Annotated in this window: 22 protein-coding genes; 13 read left to right on the forward strand and 9 right to left on the reverse strand. The window is 67.2% G+C overall.

What is annotated here, in order from left to right:
* Positions 1-26: 26 nt before the first annotated feature.
* A complete protein-coding gene (locus tag F792_RS0108550; protein ID WP_018169220.1) occupies positions 27-2,513 on the forward strand; it encodes a glycogen/starch/alpha-glucan phosphorylase in 2,487 nt (828 codons plus the stop codon).
* A gap of 16 nt (positions 2,514-2,529) precedes the next feature.
* Here F792_RS0108550 and cysQ read toward each other — a convergent pair whose 3' ends face one another.
* From cysQ to F792_RS0108565, 3 genes are all read right to left on the reverse strand, one after another.
* Positions 2,530-3,363, reverse strand: coding sequence for a 3'(2'),5'-bisphosphate nucleotidase CysQ (gene cysQ, locus F792_RS0108555; RefSeq protein WP_026182045.1), 834 nt, complete (start codon positions 3,361-3,363; stop codon positions 2,530-2,532).
* A 51-nt stretch (positions 3,364-3,414) separates the two neighbouring features.
* Positions 3,415-3,960, reverse strand: coding sequence for an ADP compounds hydrolase NudE (nudE, locus tag F792_RS0108560; RefSeq protein WP_018144738.1), 546 nt, complete (start codon positions 3,958-3,960; stop codon positions 3,415-3,417).
* Between the two features lie 190 nt (positions 3,961-4,150).
* On the reverse strand, positions 4,151-4,855 hold the full coding sequence (locus tag F792_RS0108565; protein ID WP_019572082.1) for a hypothetical protein: 705 nt from the start codon (positions 4,853-4,855) through the stop codon (positions 4,151-4,153).
* A gap of 41 nt (positions 4,856-4,896) precedes the next feature.
* On the opposite strand from F792_RS0108565, the gene F792_RS0108570 reads away from it, so the two are divergent.
* A complete protein-coding gene (locus tag F792_RS0108570; protein WP_018169222.1) occupies positions 4,897-5,634 on the forward strand; it encodes an HAD family hydrolase in 738 nt (245 codons plus the stop codon).
* On the opposite strand, the gene F792_RS0108575 is transcribed toward F792_RS0108570, so the two are convergent.
* Both F792_RS0108575 and F792_RS0108580 read right to left on the reverse strand, forming a co-directional pair.
* A complete protein-coding gene (locus F792_RS0108575) occupies positions 5,627-5,866 on the reverse strand; it encodes a hypothetical protein (protein ID WP_018169223.1) in 240 nt (79 codons plus the stop codon). The genes F792_RS0108570 and F792_RS0108575 overlap by 8 nt on opposite strands.
* On the reverse strand, positions 5,863-6,504 hold the full coding sequence (locus F792_RS0108580; RefSeq protein ID WP_018169224.1) for a 7-cyano-7-deazaguanine synthase: 642 nt from the start codon (positions 6,502-6,504) through the stop codon (positions 5,863-5,865). Before F792_RS0108580 ends, F792_RS0108575 begins: the two co-directional genes overlap by 4 nt.
* A gap of 43 nt (positions 6,505-6,547) precedes the next feature.
* On the opposite strand from F792_RS0108580, the gene F792_RS0108585 reads away from it, so the two are divergent.
* Together F792_RS0108585 and F792_RS0108590 are read left to right on the forward strand one after the other, a co-directional pair.
* Positions 6,548-7,021, forward strand: a complete 474-nt coding sequence (locus tag F792_RS0108585) for a TerB family tellurite resistance protein (protein ID WP_018169225.1) — start codon at positions 6,548-6,550, stop codon at positions 7,019-7,021.
* A gap of 15 nt (positions 7,022-7,036) precedes the next feature.
* Positions 7,037-7,699, forward strand: a complete 663-nt coding sequence (locus F792_RS0108590) for a sulfite exporter TauE/SafE family protein (protein ID WP_018144744.1) — start codon at positions 7,037-7,039, stop codon at positions 7,697-7,699.
* Between the two features lie 49 nt (positions 7,700-7,748).
* On the opposite strand, the gene F792_RS0108595 is transcribed toward F792_RS0108590, so the two are convergent.
* The 4 genes from F792_RS0108595 to ppsA all read right to left on the reverse strand — a co-directional run bounded on the left by F792_RS0108595 (position 7,749) and on the right by ppsA (position 12,176).
* The gene (locus F792_RS0108595; protein ID WP_018144745.1) at positions 7,749-8,201 is read right to left on the reverse strand and encodes a DUF4426 domain-containing protein; all 453 of its coding nucleotides are present in this window, start codon (positions 8,199-8,201) and stop codon (positions 7,749-7,751) included.
* Positions 8,202-8,338: 137 nt separating this feature from the next.
* Positions 8,339-8,899: a YggT family protein gene (locus F792_RS0108600; RefSeq protein ID WP_018169227.1), complete on the reverse strand. Its 561-nt coding sequence runs from the start codon at positions 8,897-8,899 to the stop codon at positions 8,339-8,341.
* Between the two features lie 81 nt (positions 8,900-8,980).
* Positions 8,981-9,811, reverse strand: coding sequence for a pyruvate, water dikinase regulatory protein (locus F792_RS0108605; RefSeq protein WP_018169228.1), 831 nt, complete (start codon positions 9,809-9,811; stop codon positions 8,981-8,983).
* On the reverse strand, positions 9,804-12,176 hold the full coding sequence (gene ppsA, locus F792_RS0108610) for a phosphoenolpyruvate synthase (protein WP_018169229.1): 2,373 nt from the start codon (positions 12,174-12,176) through the stop codon (positions 9,804-9,806). The genes F792_RS0108605 and ppsA overlap by 8 nt, the downstream gene beginning before the upstream one ends.
* A gap of 178 nt (positions 12,177-12,354) precedes the next feature.
* On the opposite strand from ppsA, the gene F792_RS0108615 reads away from it, so the two are divergent.
* From F792_RS0108615 to F792_RS0108655, 9 genes are all read left to right on the forward strand, one after another.
* Entirely contained in the window at positions 12,355-12,849 is a 495-nt protein-coding gene (locus tag F792_RS0108615; protein WP_026313101.1) for an ATP-dependent zinc protease, read from the forward strand.
* Positions 12,846-14,381, forward strand: a complete 1,536-nt coding sequence (locus tag F792_RS0108620) for an inactive transglutaminase family protein (protein WP_018169231.1) — start codon at positions 12,846-12,848, stop codon at positions 14,379-14,381. Before F792_RS0108615 ends, F792_RS0108620 begins: the two co-directional genes overlap by 4 nt.
* Entirely contained in the window at positions 14,381-15,409 is a 1,029-nt protein-coding gene (locus F792_RS0108625; protein WP_018169232.1) for an alpha-L-glutamate ligase-like protein, read from the forward strand. Before F792_RS0108620 ends, F792_RS0108625 begins: the two co-directional genes overlap by 1 nt.
* A gap of 49 nt (positions 15,410-15,458) precedes the next feature.
* Positions 15,459-15,941: a transcriptional repressor gene (locus F792_RS0108630; protein WP_018144752.1), complete on the forward strand. Its 483-nt coding sequence runs from the start codon at positions 15,459-15,461 to the stop codon at positions 15,939-15,941.
* 41 nt (positions 15,942-15,982) lie between these two features.
* Positions 15,983-16,495 (forward strand): DNA-deoxyinosine glycosylase, encoded by a 513-nt coding sequence (locus F792_RS0108635; RefSeq protein WP_018169233.1) that lies wholly within the window; start codon positions 15,983-15,985, stop codon positions 16,493-16,495.
* A gap of 151 nt (positions 16,496-16,646) precedes the next feature.
* Positions 16,647-17,942, forward strand: a complete 1,296-nt coding sequence (locus tag F792_RS0108640) for a TonB-dependent receptor (RefSeq protein WP_018169234.1) — start codon at positions 16,647-16,649, stop codon at positions 17,940-17,942.
* A gap of 86 nt (positions 17,943-18,028) precedes the next feature.
* Positions 18,029-18,955 carry a metal ABC transporter substrate-binding protein gene (locus F792_RS0108645; protein WP_018169235.1) on the forward strand — a complete coding sequence of 309 codons (927 nt, stop codon included), beginning with the start codon at positions 18,029-18,031 and terminating at the stop codon, positions 18,953-18,955.
* Between the two features lie 98 nt (positions 18,956-19,053).
* Positions 19,054-19,662, forward strand: a complete 609-nt coding sequence (locus F792_RS0108650) for an AAA family ATPase (protein WP_018169236.1) — start codon at positions 19,054-19,056, stop codon at positions 19,660-19,662.
* Complete coding sequence (locus tag F792_RS0108655) at positions 19,652-20,437, forward strand: metal ABC transporter permease (protein WP_018169237.1); 786 nt, start codon at positions 19,652-19,654, stop codon at positions 20,435-20,437. The genes F792_RS0108650 and F792_RS0108655 overlap by 11 nt, the downstream gene beginning before the upstream one ends.
* Positions 20,438-20,446 lie beyond the last annotated feature (9 nt).

The raw sequence follows: 20,446 nt of genomic DNA on the forward strand, positions 1-20,446 counted from the left end.
TCTACCCCCTCCTGGAGAACCACCCGATGGCCGCCCCCGAAGTCACGCACCTGCCCAACCTCCCCAACGACGCGGAGGGCCTGCGGCAATCGATCCGCGATGCCGTGGTCCGCGTGGTGGGGGAAGACCCGCGCGAAGCCACCGAACGCGACTGGATGGAAGCACTCGCCTTCGCCATCCGTGAACGCATGGTGGAGCGGCGCCTGCTGACCCGCCGGCAATTCGCCGACGAGGACGTCAAGCGCGTCTACTACCTGTCGCTGGAATACCTGATCGGGCGCATGCTCGAGGCCAACCTGCGCAACATGGGCATCCTCGAGCCGGCACGCCAGGCGATGGCGGACCTCGGCGTGAACCTGGATACCATCCTCGACCTGGAAGACGACGCCGCCCTCGGCAATGGCGGCCTCGGGCGCCTGGCCGCCTGCATCCTCGAGTCGCTGGCGACCCAGGGCTACCCCGGCTACGGCTACGGCATCCGCTATGAATTCGGAATGTTCCGGCAGGAGTTCGAGCCCTACCAACAGGTCGAGCACCCGGACAACTGGCTGCGCTACGGCAACCCCTGGGAATTCCCGCGCTCGGATCGCAAATTCCCGATCCACTTCTACGGCTACGTGGTCGAGCATCATGACCCCGACGGCTCCACCCGTTACACCTGGGAGGACGGCGAGGAAGTCCTGGCCATGGCCTACGACTACCCGACGGCGGGCTACGGCCGGCGCAACGTGAACAATCTGCGGCTGTGGGCGGCCAAGGCCACCCGCGACTTCGACCTGCGCTACTTCAACGAGGGCGATTACATCCGCGCCGTCTCGGACAAGGCCGAGTCGGAGACCATCTCGATGGTTCTGTACCCGAACGACACCACTGCGGTCGGCAAGGAACTGCGGCTGAAACAGGAGTATTTCTTCGTCTCCGCTTCGCTGCAGGACATCCTGGAGCGCCATCTGGCGCTCGGCTACAGCCTCGATGAAGTGCCCGACAAGATTGCGATCCAGCTCAACGACACCCACCCGGCGATCGCCGTGGCGGAACTGATGCGCCTGCTGGTGGATCACCATGAACAGCCCTGGGACCACGCCTGGGACCTGAGTCGGCGCACCTTCGCCTACACCAACCACACCCTGATGCCCGAAGCCCTCGAGACCTGGCAGGTGGAGTTGATGGAGCGCGTTCTGCCACGCCACATGGGGATCATCTACCGTATCAACCAGAATTTCCTGGAAGAGGTCCGTCACCGCTATCCCGGGGACAACGACCGCCTGACCCGGCTGTCCATCATCGACGAGGACCATGGCCGCCGCGTGCGCATGGCCCATCTGGCCGTGGTCGGCTCGCACCACGTCAACGGCGTGGCCGCGCTGCATACCCAGCTGTTGCAGGAGACCCTGTTCGAGGACTTCTACGCCCTGTGGCCGGAGCGCTTCGTCAATGTCACCAACGGCGTGACCCCGCGCCTGTGGATGATCCAGTCCAACCCCGCGCTCACCGAACTGCTGGGCCAGCGCATCGGCAACGACTGGCAGTACAACCTGGACCGTCTGCGCGCGCTGGAGCCCTACGCCCAGGATCCCGAACTGCAAAAGGCGTTCATGGACGTGAAGCGCGCCAACAAGCAGCGCCTGACCGACCTGGTCCGCGAGCGCACCGGCGTGGAGTTGAACCCGGACGTGATGTTCGACGTGCAGATCAAGCGCATCCACGAATACAAGCGCCAGCTGCTAAAGCTCCTGCACGTGGTGGATCTCTACCAGCGCATCCGCGCCGGCGAGGACGTCCCGCCGCGCGTGGTCCTGTTCGGCGGCAAGGCAGCACCCGGCTATGCCCGCGCCAAGGGCATCATCCAGGTGATCAACGAGGTGGCCGACATCGTGAACCGCGATCCGGTCGTGGGCGACCGCCTGAAGTGCGTGTTCTTCCCCAACTACGAGGTCAGTTCCGCCAGCATCATCATCCCGGCGGCCGATGTCTCCGAACAGATTTCCACCGCCGGCTTCGAGGCCTCCGGCACCGGCAACATGAAGCTGGCACTGAACGGCGCCCTGACCATCGGCACGCTGGACGGCGCCAACATCGAGATCCGCGACGCGGTGGGCGAGGAGTCCATCTTCATCTTCGGCATGACTGCCGACGAGGTGGTCGAGCATCGCCGCAACGGCCCGAGCCCCGAGGCCATCCTGGCGCAGCAGCCCAACCTGGCCGCCGCGGTGGAGATGATCGAATCGGGGTTCTTTACCTGCGACGACCCGGGGACCCATGGCGACCTTGGGCGCTACCTGCGCCACGAGGACCCGTTCTTCGTCATCGCCGACTATCCGGCCTACGCCGCGGCCTGCGACCGGGCGGATGCCCTGTACGCCGACCGTACCGCATGGGCCGAGGCAGCCATCCTGAATGTCGCGCGCATGGGGTACTTCTCCATCGACCGCACGGTGCGCGACTACGCCGACCAGATCTGGGATATCACGCCGGAGCCGGTGGCCCCGTCGCGGACCAACGGCGCCGCCTGACACGGAGCGGGGGAACTCAGGCGTCGGGAAGCCCCAGGCGGCGCAACCAGCCGTCGGGGTTGCCCGCGCACACCAGGAATTCGGGGTTCAGCAGACTTTCGCGCGTGTTGTAACGCAGCTCCTGCCCGTGGAGATCCGTCACCCGTCCGCCTGCGGCCCGGACCACGGCGTGCGCCGCGCCGGTATCCCACTCGCTGGTGGGCCCCAGACGCGGATAGATGTCGGCGGCTCCCTCGGCCACCAGGCACAGCTTCATCGAGCTGCCCATGCTGACCAGGTCGTGGGGACCCAGACGGTCCAGCGCGACCTTGAGTCGCTCCGCCCCGTGCGAACGGCTGCCCGCCACCAATGGGTGATCGGTGCCAATACGGTCGCGTGCCACTGCGATTTCCCGCGGGGGCTGATCCTCGTCACGGCGAATGGCCACGCCATCGCGATGACCGGCGTACAGGCGCTTGAGCACCGGGCACCAGACGACGCCCAGCACCGGCTCGTGGTCGTGGATCAGGGCAACGTTCACGGTAAATTCGCCGCTGCGCTTGACGAACTCGCGGGTGCCGTCGAGGGGATCGATCAACCAGTAGGTCTGCCACTGGCGACGGCGCTCGAAAGGCACGTCCTGCCCCTCCTCCGACAACACGGGCCAGTCGGGGTCGATGTCGGCCAGCCCATGGGCAAGGATCCGGTGGGCAGCCAGATCGGCCTCGGTGAGCGGCGAATGATCGGCCTTTTCGGTGACCGCAAAGCGCGTCTCGTAGAGTTCGAGGATCGCGTGGCCGGCCTGGTCGGCCAGCGCAGCCACCTCGTGCATCAGGGCAGTAAGAGCCGAATCCTTCGGCGGAGCATGCATGGGGAACTCCCGTTTTCCCGAAACGTTCCGCCTAGCTTGGCAGGGTTGCGCTCAGGCGTCGAGGTAATCGCGCACCATGTACAGCGCGGCGATGGAGCGCGCCTCGGTCAGGTCTTCCCGGGCGACCAGCTCGGTCAGCCGGTCCAGCGACCAGGGGACTACCTCGAGCGCCTCCGGCTCGTCGCCTTCCGCGGCCTGCGGGTACAGGTCCTCGGCCAGCACCAGATGGGTCTGGTGGGCCATGTAGCCGGGTGCCACGGTCAGCGCGCCCAGGTGGGTCAGGCGATGCCCGGCGTGGCCGACCTCCTCCATGATCTCGCGGTTGGCGGCAGTCAGGATGTCCTCGCCCGCCTCCATCCGCCCCTTGGGCAGACCCAGCTCGTAGCGGTGGGTGCCGGCGGCGTACTCGCGGATCAACAGGACGGTCCGGTCGGTCTGCACCGGGGCGATGATCACCGCCCCGTGGCCGCGACTGACCAGACGCTCGAAACAGGTGCGCGCGCCATTGCTGAATTCGAGATCCAGCTCCTCCACCTCGAACAGGCGGCTGCTGGCGACCGTACGCCGCCCCTGGACATCCGGCTTGTCTCGGCTCATGCGCCCTCCGGGATACATGTAGGAAAACGCTGCTTAATGTACACGCTCGCGTTGGCACCCTACGGGCTCCGCCGCCTTTTCGCGCGCACGGCGCTGCGGCTCACCTGCCGCACAGGGACTGCACGGCAGCGCCGCACCTTGTTCGCACGCAAACACGTCAAGCGCGAGCGGTAAATGCGTCAGCGTTTCCCTAATGGCTGTTGCGTAGCCGCACCAGGGTACGCAGTTCGCCCTCGAACAAGGTGTCGAACATGAAGCCGTGATCGGAGGTGACCACCTCGAACCCGTCCTGGTCGGCCGGATCGGTCTCCGCCAGACGCAGGTCAAGATCGCCCCAGCTCACGGCCATGGTGACGCGCATCGGGAAGTAGCCATCCAGGAAGCGGCGCACGAACGGGCCGTTCTCCAGGCGATAGACGCCGTCCCCCTCGTCCTCGACGATCTTCATGCGCGCGGTCACGCAGACCTCGGCGTCCCGCTGCACCCCGCGCAGGTCCACGCGATCGCCCTCGGCACGCGCGGATTCGATATTGCGGGTGGACTCGACCTGGAGCTCGTCGATTCTGGCTTCATTGTACACAATGACCATGCGCCGAATGGCCGCCACATCATTGTGACACTGGCGCAGATCGGCCCAGCCGTCCTCCAGCGAGGACTGCGTGATGCGGATCTGGTTCTGGTGGTGATGCGGAGTCCGGTCCGGCTCCTCCAGCAGGAAGGTCAGCTCCGGACTGGTGGTCTGGGTCTGGTCCGGGGAGACCGTCTCGCCCCACAGGCTGTCGTCCTCCAGCGGGTCGTAGTCCGGGTCGCCGGGGTCCATTCCCTGCACCGCCAACGGCAGCGCCATCAGCGCAAGGAGCAGGGGCGCGGGAAGGAACCGCGATTGGGGTACCATGGGGGCCATCGTCGTCACCCTCTTTCGTGTAGCCGTTAGCTGTGGACCTGCAAAACCCCGAAAAAAATCCGCGCCCGCCCGCGGCCCGCGCCGCGATCGCCTGGGATCGCATCGACACTGTGCTGTTCGACATGGACGGGACGCTACTGGATCTGCACTTCGACAATCGCTTCTGGCGTGAACTGATCCCGCAGGAATACATCCGCTGCCAACCGGATGACCCGGAATGCGCGCGCCGCCGCCTGGAGGACGAGATGCAGCGGGTGCGCGGCAAGCTGGAGTGGTACTGCGTGGATCACTGGACCCGCTTTACTGGTCTGGACATCCTCGGCCTGAAACGCGAACTGGCCCACCACATCGCCCTGAAACCGCATGCCGATCAAGTCCTGGGTGCCCTGCAAAGGGCCGGGCGGCGGCGGGTGCTGGTAACCAACGCCCACCCGCAGGTCTACGCCTTCAAGCACCGCCTCACCCGCATTGGCGACCGCCTGGATACCATTGTCTCCGCCCACGACCTCGATTGCGCCAAGGAAGACGGCAGCTTCTGGGAACGCCTGCAGCGGGTCGCACCGTACGCTCCGGAACGTACGCTGCTGGTGGACGACAACCTGCTGGCGCTGGCCAGCGCCGCCGGAGCAGGGATCGCCCAACTGCGGGGGATGCGCTACCCGGACGAGCGCGGCGAACCCATGCACTCGGAGGACTTCGAGCTGCTGGAATCGCTCGCGGACCTGTTGCCCGGCCTGAGCGACCCGGGAGGCGTGGCGGCTGCTACTTGACCGGTGTCGGCAGGTTGCGGATCAAGTCCAGTCGGATCTGCACCGTACGTCCCTCGCACTCCCCGTCGAGCCAGTGGCACCCGTCCACCTCGCGCACCTCGCGCGGGGTCACCTTGCCCCACCAGGCCTGGCTGGAATTGGGCTCGACCCAGTTCAGTTGCAGGGTCTCGCCGGTAAGGATGGCGATCTCCAGACGCTCGGAGACATGACGGGGAATGGCGGGATCGGTCATCGGGGGGCTTCGCGGTAGTCGGTCGGGTCGGGGATGCCGGCCGCGGCGAACGCGGCACGCCGGGCCTGACACTGCGGGCAACGCCCGCACTGGCGCGATTGTGCCAGAAGGCAGCTCCAGGTGTGGCGCCAGTCGATCCCCAGCGGGTCGGTGGCGGCAACGATCTCGGCTTTGCTCCGGTCGATCAGCGGGGCCTCGACCTGCAGGCCGGGCACCAGACCTGCAGCCAGCTCCGAGACCTGCTGCACAAACCCCGGTTGCGAACCCGGACCATGCCCCTGATCCTCGCGGTTCAGCGCCAGCAGGATGCGTGCCGCGCCGTGATGCTCGGCCAGGTTCACCGCCAGGGCCAACACCAGCAGATTACGCTGGGGCAGCGGCACATGCCCGACCCAGTCGTTGCGGCGGGTGAAGGCCGTGCGCAGGGACTGGAGATCCAGCGCGATGGGGGCACAACCGTAGACCGCCGACAGATGCTCCACCGCGGTCCATTCGCGCGCGGCATTGCGCTGGCCGTAGTCGACCCACACGGCACGCAACAAGCGGCCGGCGGCATGCTCCTGCGCCAACAAGGCGCTGCTCTCGATGCCGCCGGAGAGCAGGAGAAGATCGGGGGATTCGGGCCGGGCGGATTCCATTCGGGCACCATACCGCACAGCGCAAGACCACGGAGACCCTGACTTGATCGAACAACTACGCAGCCACTGGCAGCGCCTGCTGGGCGCCGAACGCAGCGACCGCGCCGAGGGCGCCCCCGAGGAGCGCCTGCAACGCGCCGCGGCGGCGCTGATCATGGAGGTCTGCCGGGCCGACTTTGATCTGCACGCCGAGGAACTGGAGTCCGTGCGCGCCAGCCTGATCGAACTGTTCCGGCTGGATCGCGATACCGCCGATGCGATGCTGGAGATCGCCCAGGAGGATAGCGACGAACTGATCTCCATCCACCCCATGGTGCGCGAAGTGAACGCGTCCTTTGATGCCGGGCAGAAGACCGACATCATGCGCGCCCTGTGGCGTGCCGCCTGGGCCAACCGCGACCTCAACAAGCGCCAGGAAGCGGTAATCCGGCACCTGGCAGACCTGCTCTACATCCCGCACGCGACCTTCATCCGCACCAAGCACGAGGTGCTCGGCGATGCGGCCGACCCTCGCTGACCGAGGCGCTTTCTGATGAGTGATCCGGGCACCCTGCTGGCGGCCCTGGCCGTGGGCATCCTCGGTGGCGTGCACTGCCTGGGGATGTGCGGCGGCATCGTCGGCGCGATCTCCATGGGCCACGGCCGCCGCGGACCCGGGCTCGACCTCCTGCTGGCCTATAATCTCGGGCGCATGGCAAGTTACGTGGTCGCCGGCGCGCTGGCGGGATGGCTGGGGGCCAGCCTGCTCGGCGGCCTGCCCGCCGGGCAGGCGATCCTCCAGGGCATCGCCGCCGTCTTCCTGATCCTGCTCGGGCTCTATCTCGGGGGCTGGTGGCCGGTCCTGGCCCGCCTGGAACAGGCCGGTGGCGTGCTGTGGCGCCGCATCGAGCCGCTGGGCCGGCGTTTCCTGCCAGTGCGCCATGCCGGTCAGGCGCTGATGGTCGGCGGGCTGTGGGGCTGGCTGCCCTGCGGCCTGGTGTACAGCGTGCTGGCCTGGTCGCTCAGTGCCGGCGGCGCGCTGGAAGGGGCCGCCCTGATGGGGGCCTTCGCCCTGGGGACGCTGCCGAATCTGCTGCTGATGGGGGTATTCGCCGCGCGCCTGGCGGCCTTCGTGCGCCGCCCCTGGGTCCGCCGGATCGCCGGCGGCGGGGTCGCACTGTACGGCGCATGGATGCTGCTAGGCCTGGTGCTGTGATGCCCCGCCCGGACGAGCGGGGCATCGTTCGCGAGCGCCGGGGCGGGGCTCAGTCGGCGTAAAAGTCGCGGGTGAAACGGATCGGCAGCGTGCGATCGCTGTCCGCCGGGGTAATGTCGATCTGGAACTCGAGTGTTTCCCCGCCCCGCACCGTCACCTCGGAAAGGTGATAGATGGCATCACCGTCCTGAATCTCGCGGAAGCGCAGGCTGCGCATCTGGTCGTTCATGTTGGTGGCCGAGCCACTGACTTCCGCGGAGACCGCCTGCAAGCCGTTGTCGCCCCGCTCCATCACGCTGATGTTGACCATGGCCCGGTTGGAACTGCGCCGCACGTCATAGGCCCGCGCGACCTCCGGGGACAGGAAGGTGGTGTTGATCACGTTGTAGTAGACGACGTAATTGTCGAATTCCGCCTCGTTGGCGGATGCGATCGAGCTTCCGAGAGCAACCGCCGCCAATGCGACGAGAAAGCCGGTGATGACCCGATGCACTCTTGCCATGACTGACTCCTGTTCCGTTTGAGAAACGAGGACCTGGCGGCGGCATTGCCGCAGGGGCCCCTCGTCCCGAGTCTAGCCCGTTTTGCACCCGAACAGGCAAGGCCGCCCCGTGCATTTCGCCCGGACGGCAATCCACCTCAAAAAGAGCGCAAGATAATCAGCAAGATATAAAGCCCAACCAGGGCGATCATTGGCGAAAAATCGATCGCGCCGGTATTCGGCAGGGCCCGGCGCAGAGGGCCGAGGATGGGGCGGTTCACCGCCCCCGCCAGCCGCATGATGGGATTGTTGGTGGAACCGCCCCCCGCCTGAAGCCAGCTCATCACCACCTCGGCAATGAGCGCGATGATGAAGACCCAGATCACCGTGGTCAGCAATTCCCGGATTGCCACGGCAAGGATAATCCCGACCCCGGCATCCACACCCACAATCAGCACGCGCAACCAGATTTCGATGAACTTGAGCACGATCATCAGCACGATCGCGGCCAGATCGACCCGCCCGACCGAGGGGATCACGGGCCGCAACACCCGCAACGGCGGGTCGGTCAGCATCACGATGGTCTGCGAGATCGGGTTGTAGTAATCGGCCCGCACCAGGCCGAAGATCGTCCTCAAAATCAACAGGATGATATAAATCCCGAAGACAACGCCAACGAGGAAGATGGCGATCTCTTGTCCGGTTCCGGTGGCGGGCATGCAGACTCCTTGCGATGCAGCGAGTGAACCGCGCCCATTCTCCGGCAAGCCCGGCGGGATGCCAAGCCAGGGAGGCGCTGATCAAACGCCGCGGCGGGTATCCATGCAGTCGCGTACCCGGGTCGCGATTTCCTCGATCGACAGCTCGGTCACGTCCAGATGCGGGATCTGCCAGCTGTCGAAGAACTCCTGGATCGCCGCACACTCGGCCCGGCATTGGGCCAGACTGGCATAACGGCTGTCGGGCCGTCGGCCCTCGCGGATCTGCGCGAGCCGCTGCGGGGTGATCGTCAGCCCCACCAGGCGCCTACCCAGGCCTCGCAGCCCTTCCGGCATGTGCGGGATGTCGCCCTGGCGCAGGTCCTCCGGGACCAGCGGGTAATTCGCCGCGAACAGCCCGTAGTTCATGGCCAGATAGAGGCTGGTCGGCGTCTTGCCGGAACGCGAGGCACCCAGCAGCACGACATCGGCAACCGACAGGTCCTGCACGGCCAAACCGTCATCATGGGCGAGGGTGTAGTTCAGGGCCTCGATGCGCCGGTCATAGCGGCTGACATCGCCCATGCCGTGGGCACGCCCGGAAGCCGATTGCGAGGCCACCCCCAACAGCCCCTCCAGCCGCTCGACGTGCTCCCCGAAGACGTCAATCACCGGCACCGAGCTCTGGTGCAGATCAGCCCGCAAGTCAGCATTGGCTAGGGTGGCCACCACCAGTGCGGGCTGCGGCCCAGCCTCGACCCGGGCGAACACGGCGGCCAGACGCCCGGGCGTCTGCACAAAGGGCAGCCGGTGCCAAGCCGGGTCGACATCCGGGAACTGGGTGAACAGCGATCGCGCCAGGGCCTCTGCGGTGATCCCGGTACCGTCCGAGACCAGATAGACCTGCGGGCATTGGGCGACGGGCTCAGCCATCTGTCGCCCCCCCGACCTTCGCCAGTTGCTCCCAGGTGGAGAGCAGCGAATCGGGATTCAGCGACAGCGAATCGATACCCTCGCTCATCAGCCAGACTGCCAGATCCGGATAGTCGGACGGGGCCTGGCCGCAGATTCCAATATACTTGTCGGCGCGGCGGGCGGCGCGGATCGCCATGCTCAAGAGCGCCTTCACCGCATCGTTGCGTTCGTCGAAGGAATCCGCCACCAGTCCGGAGTCGCGGTCGACCCCCAGGGTCAGCTGGGTCAGATCGTTGGAGCCGATGGAGAAGCCGTCGAAATGCTCGAGGAAGCGCGCCGCCAGCAGGGCATTCGACGGGATCTCGCACATCATCACGATCTTCAGGCCCTGCTCGCCGCGGCGCAGGCCCTCCTCGCCCAGCACCCGGATCACGTCCTCGGCCTCGGTAAGCGTACGCACGAACGGGACCATAACCTGAACATTGTCCAGGCCCATCTCGTCGCGGACCCGGCGCAACGCCTCGCACTCCATGGCGAACGCCGGACGAAAGAGCTCCGAGCGGTAGCGTGAGGCCCCGCGAAAGCCGAGCATGGGGTTCTCTTCGTGCGGCTCGTAGCCAGCACCACCGATCAGATGGGCGTACTCGTTGGACTTGAAATCGGACAGGCGCACGATCACCGGTTCCGGCGCGAAGGCCGCCGCCAGCGTCGCGATGCCCTCGGACAGCTTGCGCACGAAGAATTCGCGCGGGCCATCATCAAAGCCACGCAGGTGCTCGGCAATCTGCTCCTGCACCTCGGGCTCCAGGCGATTCGGGTCCTCGGCATAGTCCAGCAGCGCCAGCGGGTGCACGCCGATGGTGCCGTTGATGATGAACTCCAGCCGCGCCAGACCGATCCCCGCGTGTGGCAGCTGCGAGAAGGCGTAGGCCCGCCCGGGGTTGGCCACATTCAGCATCAGCTTGACCGGCAACTCCGGCAGTTCGCCGATCTCGGTCTTCTTGACCGTGTAGTCGAGCCTGCCGGGGTACACATGCCCGTCGTCGCCCTCCGCACAGGAGACCGTCGCCTCCATCCCGTCGCTCAGCACCTCGGTTGCGTTACCGCAACCTACCACCGCCGGGATGCCCATCTCGCGGGCGATGATCGCCGCGTGGCAGGTACGCCCGCCGCGGTTGGTCACGATCGCAGCGGAGCGCTTCATCACCGGCTCCCAGTCGGGGTCAGTCATGTCCGCAACCAGGATGTCGCCTTCCTCCATGGCGTGCATGGCATCCGGCGAATCCAGCACGCGCACGATACCGGCCCCCACCTTCGAGCCGATTGCACGGCCGGTCACCACCGGCTCGGCGTCGTGCGGCGCCAGTTCGTAGCGCTCGCCCGCGCCCAGCTCGACCCGGCTCTCCACCGTCTCCGGCCGTGCCTGCACGATGAACAGCTCGCCGGTCTCACCATCCTGCGCCCACTCGATGTCCATCGGCCGTCCGTAGTGCTGCTCGATGGCAACCGCATAGCGGCCCAGCTGCTCGGCATCGGCATCCGAGAGGCAGAAGCGGTGGCGCAGGTCCGTCGGGGTGTCCTCGGTGCGGGTACCGTCCTCCGTGAGCACCATGCGCACGGCCTTGGTGCCCAGGGCACGGCCAATGATGGCGCGTTTTCCGGCCGCCAGCGCCGGCTTGTAGACCTGATACTCGTCGGGGTTCACGGCGCCCTGCACGACCGTCTCACCCAAGCCCCAGGCCCCGGTGATGAACACCGCATCGCGGAAGCCACTCTCGGTATCCAGGGTAAAGATCACGCCACTGGCGCCGACGTCGGAACGCACCATGCGCTGGATGCCGGCCGACAGCGCGACCTCGTCATGGGCAAAGCCGTTGTGCACGCGGTAGGCGATGGCGCGGTCGTTGTAGAGACTGGCGAAGCACTCGCGCAGCCGCTGCAACAGGGCATCAATGCCGCGCACGTTGAGGAAGGTCTCCTGCTGCCCGGCGAACGAGGCCTCGGGCAGGTCCTCGGCTGTGGCCGAGGAACGCACCGCCACCGGCACGTTATCGCCCAGTTGCGCGTAGTGCTCGCGCACCGCCTCCTCCAGCTCGCCCGGCAGTTCGGCCTGCTCGACCCAGCCGCGCACCTCGCGCCCGGCCGCGCGCAGGGCCTCGATGTCGTCGATATCGAGATCCGCCAGGCGCGCCTTGATCTGCGCGTCCAGCCCGTCCTTCGCCAGCAAGGCGCGATAGGCATCCGCGGTCGTGGCAAATCCACCCGGCACGCGCACCCCGGCGGCACCGAGCTGCCCCAGAAGCTCGCCCAGCGAGGCATTCTTGCCACCCACCCGGGCGACATCGTTCATGGTCAGATCGGCGAGATCGACTACCCAGCTCATGGCAACTCCTGAACTCCTAGGGCCACACTGATCTAATGCTTCCCTAGGCTTTGTGAACCCCTTAACACGGGGTAACAAACGTGATCAGCTACACTTCAGCGTTTTGTAACCTTCAGGAGACTGCGTGACTGCTCCAGCCGCCCGTCGTTCCAGCTTAACCCAATCCATCCTGCCGACCATGCTGCTCGTCCTGGCCTTCCTGACGCAATCCGCAGGGGCCCAGGAGTCGGGGGGTTCCATGGCCATCCTGGGTGCTGTGGAGAACGTTCGCATCGCCGAGGAAGACATCGTGCTAAAGGCGCGCATGGATACTGGTGCAACCTCCTCCTCGCTGAACGCGCTAAACAAGGAGCGCTTCGAGAGGGACGGTGAAGACTGGATCCGCTTCGAGATCATCGACCCGGACGACGAGGACGCGCGCATCACCCTGGAGCGACCGATCGAGCGCATCGTGCGCATTCGCAGGCACAGCGGAGACTCGCAGGAACGCCCGGTGGTGCGCATGGAGTTCTGTATCGGCGACCAGCTCCTGACCGCCGACACCAGCCTGATCGACCGCACGGCTCTGAAATACCAAGCCCTGATCGGGCGCAGCCACATGGCCGGGCACATCCTGGTGGACTCCGGCGCGGAGCACCTGCGCGCGCCCGACTGCGCGACGGATGACCAGTGAAGCGTTTCCACCTGCCGATCCTGATCGTGCTGCTGAGTACGATCGGACTCGGGGTCTTCGCCTACAAGGTCAGCGCGCTGGGGATGCCCCTGCAGCCGGACGCCACCGCCGAGACCTGGCAGGTGGAAGCCCGCGTGCGCTTCCAGGCCACCGGCGAGGCCACCACGGTGCAGCTTCGAATTCCACACCGCCTGCCGAATTTCTCCATCCTGGACGAAGGCTTCGTATCCCGCGGCTACGGCCTGAACACCGTCCTCCAGGCGGAGGATCGCCTGGCCCAGTGGACTACCCGTCAGCCGCGCGGCGAACAGGTGCTGTACTACCGCGCCACGCTCTACCGTGACGGAGACGACCGCTCGGAATCCGACTACCCGGGGCCAGTGGCCGTGCCCGACTGGAGCGAACCCTTCCGTTCGGCCGCCGAGGCGCTGATCGATGACGTCCGCGGACGCTCCTCGGACATCCAGAGTTTTGCCTCGGTACTGGTCAATGACCTCGCCAATGCCGCACCGGCTTCCAATGCGGCCGTGTTTATCGAGAGCGACGACAATCGCGCCCGCCGGGCCGAGACCCTGATCGAGCTGCTGGCCACCGCGCGCATCCCGGCCCGGCAGGTGACCGCCCTGCGCCTGGTCGACGGGCGCCGCGACATCGAACCGCAGACCTGGCTCGAGGTTCACAACACGCGGCGCTGGGTGCCCATCGACCCGGAGAATGGCGAAATCGAGTACCCCGCCGACGTGGCCGTTTGGTCGCACGGCGACGCCCCGCTCCTGGAGATATCCAACGGCGAGAACGCGGAGGTGCGCTTTGCGGTGGCCCGCGGGGTGCAGGATGCCCTGGCGACCATCCAGCGCTTCGGCGACACCCTGGACAGTCGCTTCCTCGACTTCTCCACCCTGAACCTGCCGCTGGGCACACAGAACACCTACCGGGTGCTGCTGATGGTGCCGCTGGGCGCGATGATCATCGTGTTCCTGCGCAACGTGATCGGCGTGCAGACCTTCGGCACCTTCATGCCAGTGCTGATCGCGCTGTCCTTCCGCGAGACCCAGCTGCTGGCCGGGATCATCCTGTTCACGCTGATCGTGTCGTTGGGTCTCGTGGTGCGCTTCTACCTCGAGCACCTCAGACTGCTACTGGTCCCGCGCCTGGCGGCAGTGGTCAGCGTGGTCATTATGCTCATGCTCGGCATCAGCATCTTGTCGCACCAGCTCGGCTTCGAACGCGCCCTGGCGCTGTCACTGTTCCCGATGGTCATCCTCGCCATGACCATCGAGCGCATGTCGGTGGTCTGGGAAGAACACGGCCCCGCCGATGCCATCACCCAGGGGATTGGCAGCCTGGCCGTCGCGGCCGCGGCCTACGGGCTGATGGCCAACCGCCAGCTGGAACACCTGTTGTTCGTGTTCCCGGAATTGCTGCTGGTCCTGCTGGCCATGACCCTGCTGCTGGGACGCTACACCGGCTACAGGCTCACCGAGCTGTTCCGCTTCGGACGCATCCAGGATGCGATGCGGAGGACCGACTAATGCCGACCTGGCTGCCGCGCTTCGTGCGCCCGAAACTGTTGAAGGAACAGGGCATCGTCGGCATGAACGCCCGCAATGCCCGCTATATCGCCGCCTGGAACGCACGGCGATTCTACCCGCGGGTGGATGACAAGCTGCAGACCAAACAACTCGCCCTGGATGCCGGGCTCTCGGTGCCGGATCTGTACGGCGTCGTACGCACCCTGCGCCAGATTCGCGACGTGCGGAAGCAGCTGCGGAACTATGAAGACGGCTTCGTCATCAAGCCGGCCCACGGCGCGGCCGGCGACGGCATTCTGGTGATCGACGGCTGGCGCGGCGATCGGCCTCGTCGGGCCGGTGGCCGCGCCATGGAGCTGAGCGAACTGGACGATCACATCGCCAACGTCCTCTCGGGCATGTACAGCCTGGGTGGCCGACCGGATGCCGCCATGATCGAGCAGCGGGTGCGCTTCTCCTCGATCTTCGATGAGGTCTCGCATCAGGGCGTGCCGGATATCCGCACCGTGGTCTATCGCGGCTACCCGGTGATGGCGATGATGCGCCTGCCAACCCAGGACTCCGACGGCAAGGCCAATCTGCACCAGGGTGCCGTGGGAACGGGCATTGACCTCGGCTCCGGCCGCACCATCGGCGGCGTGCGCTACAACCGGCCCTGCCGCGAGCACCCCGACAGCGAAAAGAGCATTGTCGGTCTGCAAATCCCCGGTTGGGACCAGCTGATGGAACTGGCCGCCGGCTGCTTTGAGCTGAGCGAGCTCGGCTACCTGGGGGTGGACGTGGTGATCGATGCCGACCGCGGGCCGCTGATCCTGGAACTCAACGCCCGGCCCGGGCTCGCCATCCAGATCGCCAACGGCGAAGGCCTGGACCACCGCATCCTCGCGGTGGATGCACACATGGTGGCCCGCGACATCGAGCCGGCCGCCGAACGCGCCCGGTGGTCCGCCGAGGTCTTCGCGCGCCCCGAGGCGACCCATCCAACCGAGCCCGACACCGAAACCACCCGCGCCGCCGAACCCGCCTGATCACCGAGGCGGTTACGGGCACCGTGATCGTTTGGGCTATCCTAGGCGCATGACTGCCGCCGCCGAGACCAAGACGCCGGACATCGAACAGGCCCTGGCCGACGCCGAACGCGTCTGCGCCACCCGTGGTGCTCGCCTGACCGAGCAGCGCCGGCGCATCCTGGAGCAGATCCTGCGCACCGAGGGCGTCATCAAGGCGTACGACCTGATCCACGCGCTGTCCTCCGATGATCACAGCATCAAGCCGCCAACCGTGTACCGCACCCTGGCCTTTCTGCTCGAGCAGGGCCTGATCCACCGTATCGAGAGCCTCAACGGCTTCGTCGCCTGCTCGCACCCCGGCGAGCGCCACGAGTCGGCCCTGATGATCTGCGACGGCTGCGGCCAGATCACCGAGTTCCACACCCCGGAGCCGGCCAGCCAGGCGCTGGAGCACGAGGCCGAGGCCCAGGACTTCGCCATCGACTCGCGCATGGTGGAGCTGCATGGCCAGTGCGGGGACTGCCGCCGGGGGCAGCAGGACCGCGCCTGACGCCGCGCGTCTGCACAGCCCACCCTGAACCCCGCCCTCCAATGACCGCCGCCGCACCGACCCTCGAGGCGTTCCCGCCCATCCTGCGTGCGGACACCCGCCTGATCGTGCTGGGCAGCTTTCCCGGCGTCGCCTCGCTGGAGGCCCAGGCCTACTACGCCCACCCGCGCAACCAGTTCTGGCCGATTGTCGGACAGATCCTCGGCGAGCCCTTCCCGGAAATGGATTACCCCGAGCGCATCGAGCGCCTGCTCGACCACGGCGTGGGCCTCTGGGACGTGTACGGCGCCTGCTCGCGCGAGGGGAGTCTGGACAGCGCCATCCGCGCCCCGGTCCCCAACGATCTCGCCCGGCTGACCCGCGAGGCCCCGGACCTGCGCGTGATCATCCACAACGGCGCCGAAAGCGCGCGGCGCATCCGCGAGACCCGCGCCCTGGGCGTCGAGGCCCTGCGCCTGCCCTCCACCAGCCCCGCCAACGCCCGCCTCAGCCTGACCGAGAAGCTGGAACCCTGGCGCAACGCCTTCGCCCGCGCCGGCCTTCCACGCGACTGACCGGCAGCACACCGGAGCGCCCGATCGGGGGGTTGATACCTCGCTTGTTATTGTATAACGTTCGCTTTGTCATCCGTTACGCTATAACAGTCCAATTTCGTTGATCGGCACTGCCCGGACCGGCAGACTGCCGCGCAACCAGGAGCCCGACATGCCCCTCACCCCGTTCTCACGCCCCGTCCTCGCCGCGCTGGCCAGCCTGACCCTCGCCGCCCCCGGAGCCGCCGCGGCGCAATGGACCACCAGTGACGACGAGTCCGCCTGGGGCATGGACGTCTCCCTGATCCTCGAGGGCATCTACTACAACGAGCTCTCGCACGGTAATGATTCGCCCGCCGGCTTCGACGACGGCCACGATCACGGCCATGGTAATGGCGACGACCACGGCCTCGACGACGGCTTCAATCTGGGCCATTCGGAGCTGGGCTTCCAGGCCCGTCTCGGCGACCTCCTGGACGCCACCGTGATCATCGAATTCGACGACCAGGACATCGAGGTCGACGAGGCCTACCTGACCACCCGCGCCCTGCCCGGCGGCCTCCAGCTCAAGGCGGGCAAGTTCCTGTCTGACATCGGCTACATCAACAACCGCCACCCGCACGAGTGGGACTTCGTGAACCGCCCGCTGGTCAACGAGTACCTGTTCGGCGACCACGGCCTGCTGGAAAAGGGCGTACAGGCGACTTGGCTCGCCCCTACCGCGACCTACACCCAGCTGGGTGTGGAGCTGCTGCAGGGCGAGACCAGCGGGATCGCCAACTACGAAGGCAGCCAGTCGTCGCTGAACGATCAGGACCGCATCCTGCGCGACCGCTCCGGTCCACGCCTGGTCACCGCCTTTGCCAAGATCGGGCCGGATCTCGGGCCGGACCACGCCGCGCAGTTCGGTGTCTCCGGCGGCTACGCCCGCAGCTATCAGGTCACCGACGAGCACTCCACTCGCTTCGAGGACTGGGACGGCAGCGCCTGGTTCGCCGGCCTGGATGCCGTCTACAAATACAGTGCCGGCCGCGCCTACGGCCATGGCGACTGGCGCCTGCAGGGCGAGTACTTCTACCGCGAGATCGATGTCGACCGCCGTGACGTGAATTTCGAAGCCGACGGCAACGGGCCGGTGGGCTTCGTACGCAACGAACAGTCGTTCAAGAACCAGCAGGACGGCATCTACGTCCAGGGTGTCTACGGCTTTGCCCCGCGCTGGGAAGCCGGCCTGCGCGCCGAGGCCCTGGGCCTGAGCAACGACGTCGGCCGCGGTGACGGCGAGTCCTTCGGCACCTCCTATCGCCACACCGCCCAGGTGACCTTCCGCCCGGTGGAGCCGGTATTCCTGCGCGCCCAACTGTCCCAGAACGACTTTGTCGATGACCACGGCGATCGCGATCGCGGCCTGGAGTTCCTGCTGCAGCTGAACGTGGCCCTCGGCGCCCACGGCGCCCACCGCTTCTAGGCCGCCTCTTGTCCTCGCGAGGCTGGCAGGGGCGGCTCCCGTCCCTGCCAGCCTCCGGCCATACCTCGATCTGAAAGGAGTCCCGCATGTCCTATCGCAAGACTCGCGTCCGCATGCCCCGCGCGCTCGCCGCCCTCGCCTCGGCGGCAATCCTGGCCCTCCTCCTGCTGCCGTCGCAGGCCGCCGCCGGACTGAACATCGTCGCCACCACTGCCACCCTCGGCGCCCTGGCCCGCGAGATTGGCGGCGACGAGGCCGAGGTCCGCGTGCTCGCGCCGCCGGATCGTGACGCGCACGACCTGGACGCCCGTCCGAGCTTCATGGCGGCCCTGCGCCGCGCCGACATGCTGCTCGAGATCGGCGCCGGGCTCGAGGAAGGCTGGCTGCCGGCCGCCCAGCGCGGCGCCCGCAACCGCACGATCAACTCCGGCCAGCCGGGCCACTTCCGGGCAGCGGACATGATCGAACTGCGCCACTCCATCACCATGGACGGCCCGAACATGGGCCACGCCCACGAGGAAGGGAACCCGCACTTCAACGGTGATCCGCGGCGCCTGGCAGACATCGCCCTGGCACTGGCCGAGCGCATGGGCAACCTGCGCCCGGACCATGCCGCCACGTTTATGGAACGCGGCGAGCGCACCGCCGAACGCCTGCGCGACCACGCCGAGGCCCTGGCCGAACAGGTCGAGCCGGGTCAGCGCATCGTGGTCTACCACGAGGACCTCGACTACCTCGAGGAATGGCTTCCGGTCGAGATCGTGGGCTATCTGGAACCGGCTCCGGGCATCCCGCCCACCGCGCGTCACCTGCGCAGCCTGGTGAGCGACCTGGAAGGCACCGAAGGCACCGTCCTCTACGCGGCCTTCCAGCCGGCGCGTGGCGCGGAGTTCCTGGAACGCAACCTCGGGTGGACCAGTCACGCGGTGCCGCTGGATCCGCCCGCGGATTCCTCGCTGGACGGCTACCTGGAGTTGATGACCACCTGGGCCGAGACGCTGCCGCGCCAGTAATCGAGTCCCTTTCCAGAAATTGACCAGCCGCGACGGACCCGGAACGCAACGTTTCGGGTCCGTTATCATTTGCGATGGCCCGAATGCCCGACGCTCACATGCCGACTGAAAGCTCGTCTCCGATCCTGCACACCCGCGCCGCGTATCTTGGGTTTGACCGGCCGGTGCTGGGCCCGCTGACCCTGGACGTACCGATCGGCTCGCGCTGGGCCCTGACCGGGCCCAACGGCATTGGAAAATCGCTTCTGCTGAAGGCCCTGACGGGACAGGCGCGGGTGCATCACGGTCACCTGGAACTTGCCCCCCAAGCCCGGATCAGCCTGCTCGCGCAGGACCACCCACGCCGCCAGCCCTGGCCGCTGTCCGGACACGACTGGTTCCGGGCAATGGGGGCGCACCCCCCCGAACAGGCACGCGTGCGCGCCCTGATGGACCGGCGGCTCGACCGCCTAAGCGGAGGGCAATGGCAACTGCTGCGCCTGGCCGCCGCCCTGGCCAGCCACGCCGCTCGCCCGCCGGCGCAGCGTCTGGTGCTACTGGACGAGCCCGCCAATCATCTGGATGCCGAGGTGCGCCACGACGCGATCGAGCTGATCACCAGCCTGCCAGGCGGCACCACACTGCTGATGACCAGCCATGACGACGATTTCCTGGAGGCCGCCGGGGTCGAACGCCACCCACTGACGGAATACATCCATGCTGGTTGACCTGCTACTCATGCCCTTCGTGGCAGGCCTGCTGATCACCGGCGTGCTGGGTCTCGCCGGCGCCGGACTGTTTCTGCGCGGCTCGGTCTGGCAGGCACTCGCGCTCGGCCAATGGGCCGCCGTCGGCGGGGTCCTGGCCTCGGTGCTGCACTGGCCGGTCCTGCTCGTGGCCCTCGTCCTGGGTACCGGGGTGATGGCCCTGCTACAGCGCAGCACGGACCGCGAGCGCCTGCCGCTGGGGGTGTTTCTGGCCGGCCTTGCGGCCGTGACCCTGCTCGCTGCCAACTTCTCCCAGGCCAGCCTGGCGGCGGCCGCCTGGGCCGAAGGCCAGCTGTACTTTGCCGGACCGAACGAATTGTGGGCGGTGGCGGTGCTGGCGGTCGCCAGCATCCTGCTCGCGCCCGGACTGTACCGCGTATGGCGGCATGCGCAGCTCGCTCCCGATGTCCCCGCCACACGCCCCCCGCCGACGTGGCAACGACTCACCGAGATCGGCTGGCTGGTCGCCGCGGTCGTGCTGGGCAGCATGGTCCTGGGCCTGCCCGCTGCCCTCGCGACCCTGCTGCTGCCCGCCTGGGGTGCGGCCTATCTCGCGCGCAATCTGCGCGGGCTGTTCCTGTGGACCCAGGCCATCGCCCTGGCGGGTTTCCTGATCGCCTGGAGCCTCAGCCTGCCTCTGGATCAGCCCTTTGCCCCCGTATTGGTACTGGTGAGCGTAGCGCTCGCCAGCGGCGCCCGCCTCGCCGCGTCGGTATATGGCGAACGCAACCGCTGAACAAGGCGG

The sequence above is a fragment of the Thioalkalivibrio sp. ALMg9 genome (assembly GCF_000380625.1).
GTDB lineage: Bacteria > Pseudomonadota > Gammaproteobacteria > Ectothiorhodospirales > Ectothiorhodospiraceae > Thioalkalivibrio > Thioalkalivibrio versutus.

Coding starts and splice junctions, on each gene's coding strand:
- F792_RS0108635 (WP_018169233.1), top strand. CDS start 15,983: ATGACCGCCGCCGCACCGACCCTCGAGGCGTTCCCGCCCATCCTGCGT.
- F792_RS0108655 (WP_018169237.1), top strand. CDS start 19,652: ATGCTGGTTGACCTGCTACTCATGCCCTTCGTGGCAGGCCTGCTGATC.
- F792_RS0108645 (WP_018169235.1), top strand. CDS start 18,029: ATGTCCTATCGCAAGACTCGCGTCCGCATGCCCCGCGCGCTCGCCGCC.
- F792_RS0108650 (WP_018169236.1), top strand. CDS start 19,054: ATGCCGACTGAAAGCTCGTCTCCGATCCTGCACACCCGCGCCGCGTAT.
- F792_RS0108595 (WP_018144745.1), bottom strand. CDS start 8,201: ATGGCAAGAGTGCATCGGGTCATCACCGGCTTTCTCGTCGCATTGGCG.
- F792_RS0108600 (WP_018169227.1), bottom strand. CDS start 8,899: ATGCCCGCCACCGGAACCGGACAAGAGATCGCCATCTTCCTCGTTGGC.
- F792_RS0108640 (WP_018169234.1), top strand. CDS start 16,647: ATGCCCCTCACCCCGTTCTCACGCCCCGTCCTCGCCGCGCTGGCCAGC.
- F792_RS0108615 (WP_026313101.1), top strand. CDS start 12,355: ATGCTGCTCGTCCTGGCCTTCCTGACGCAATCCGCAGGGGCCCAGGAG.
- nudE (WP_018144738.1), bottom strand. CDS start 3,960: ATGAGCCGAGACAAGCCGGATGTCCAGGGGCGGCGTACGGTCGCCAGC.
- F792_RS0108605 (WP_018169228.1), bottom strand. CDS start 9,811: ATGGCTGAGCCCGTCGCCCAATGCCCGCAGGTCTATCTGGTCTCGGAC.
- F792_RS0108550 (WP_018169220.1), top strand. CDS start 27: ATGGCCGCCCCCGAAGTCACGCACCTGCCCAACCTCCCCAACGACGCG.
- F792_RS0108580 (WP_018169224.1), bottom strand. CDS start 6,504: ATGGAATCCGCCCGGCCCGAATCCCCCGATCTTCTCCTGCTCTCCGGC.
- F792_RS0108590 (WP_018144744.1), top strand. CDS start 7,037: ATGAGTGATCCGGGCACCCTGCTGGCGGCCCTGGCCGTGGGCATCCTC.
- F792_RS0108575 (WP_018169223.1), bottom strand. CDS start 5,866: ATGACCGATCCCGCCATTCCCCGTCATGTCTCCGAGCGTCTGGAGATC.
- ppsA (WP_018169229.1), bottom strand. CDS start 12,176: ATGAGCTGGGTAGTCGATCTCGCCGATCTGACCATGAACGATGTCGCC.
- F792_RS0108630 (WP_018144752.1), top strand. CDS start 15,459: ATGACTGCCGCCGCCGAGACCAAGACGCCGGACATCGAACAGGCCCTG.
- cysQ (WP_026182045.1), bottom strand. CDS start 3,363: ATGCATGCTCCGCCGAAGGATTCGGCTCTTACTGCCCTGATGCACGAG.
- F792_RS0108565 (WP_019572082.1), bottom strand. CDS start 4,855: ATGGTACCCCAATCGCGGTTCCTTCCCGCGCCCCTGCTCCTTGCGCTG.
- F792_RS0108625 (WP_018169232.1), top strand. CDS start 14,381: ATGCCGACCTGGCTGCCGCGCTTCGTGCGCCCGAAACTGTTGAAGGAA.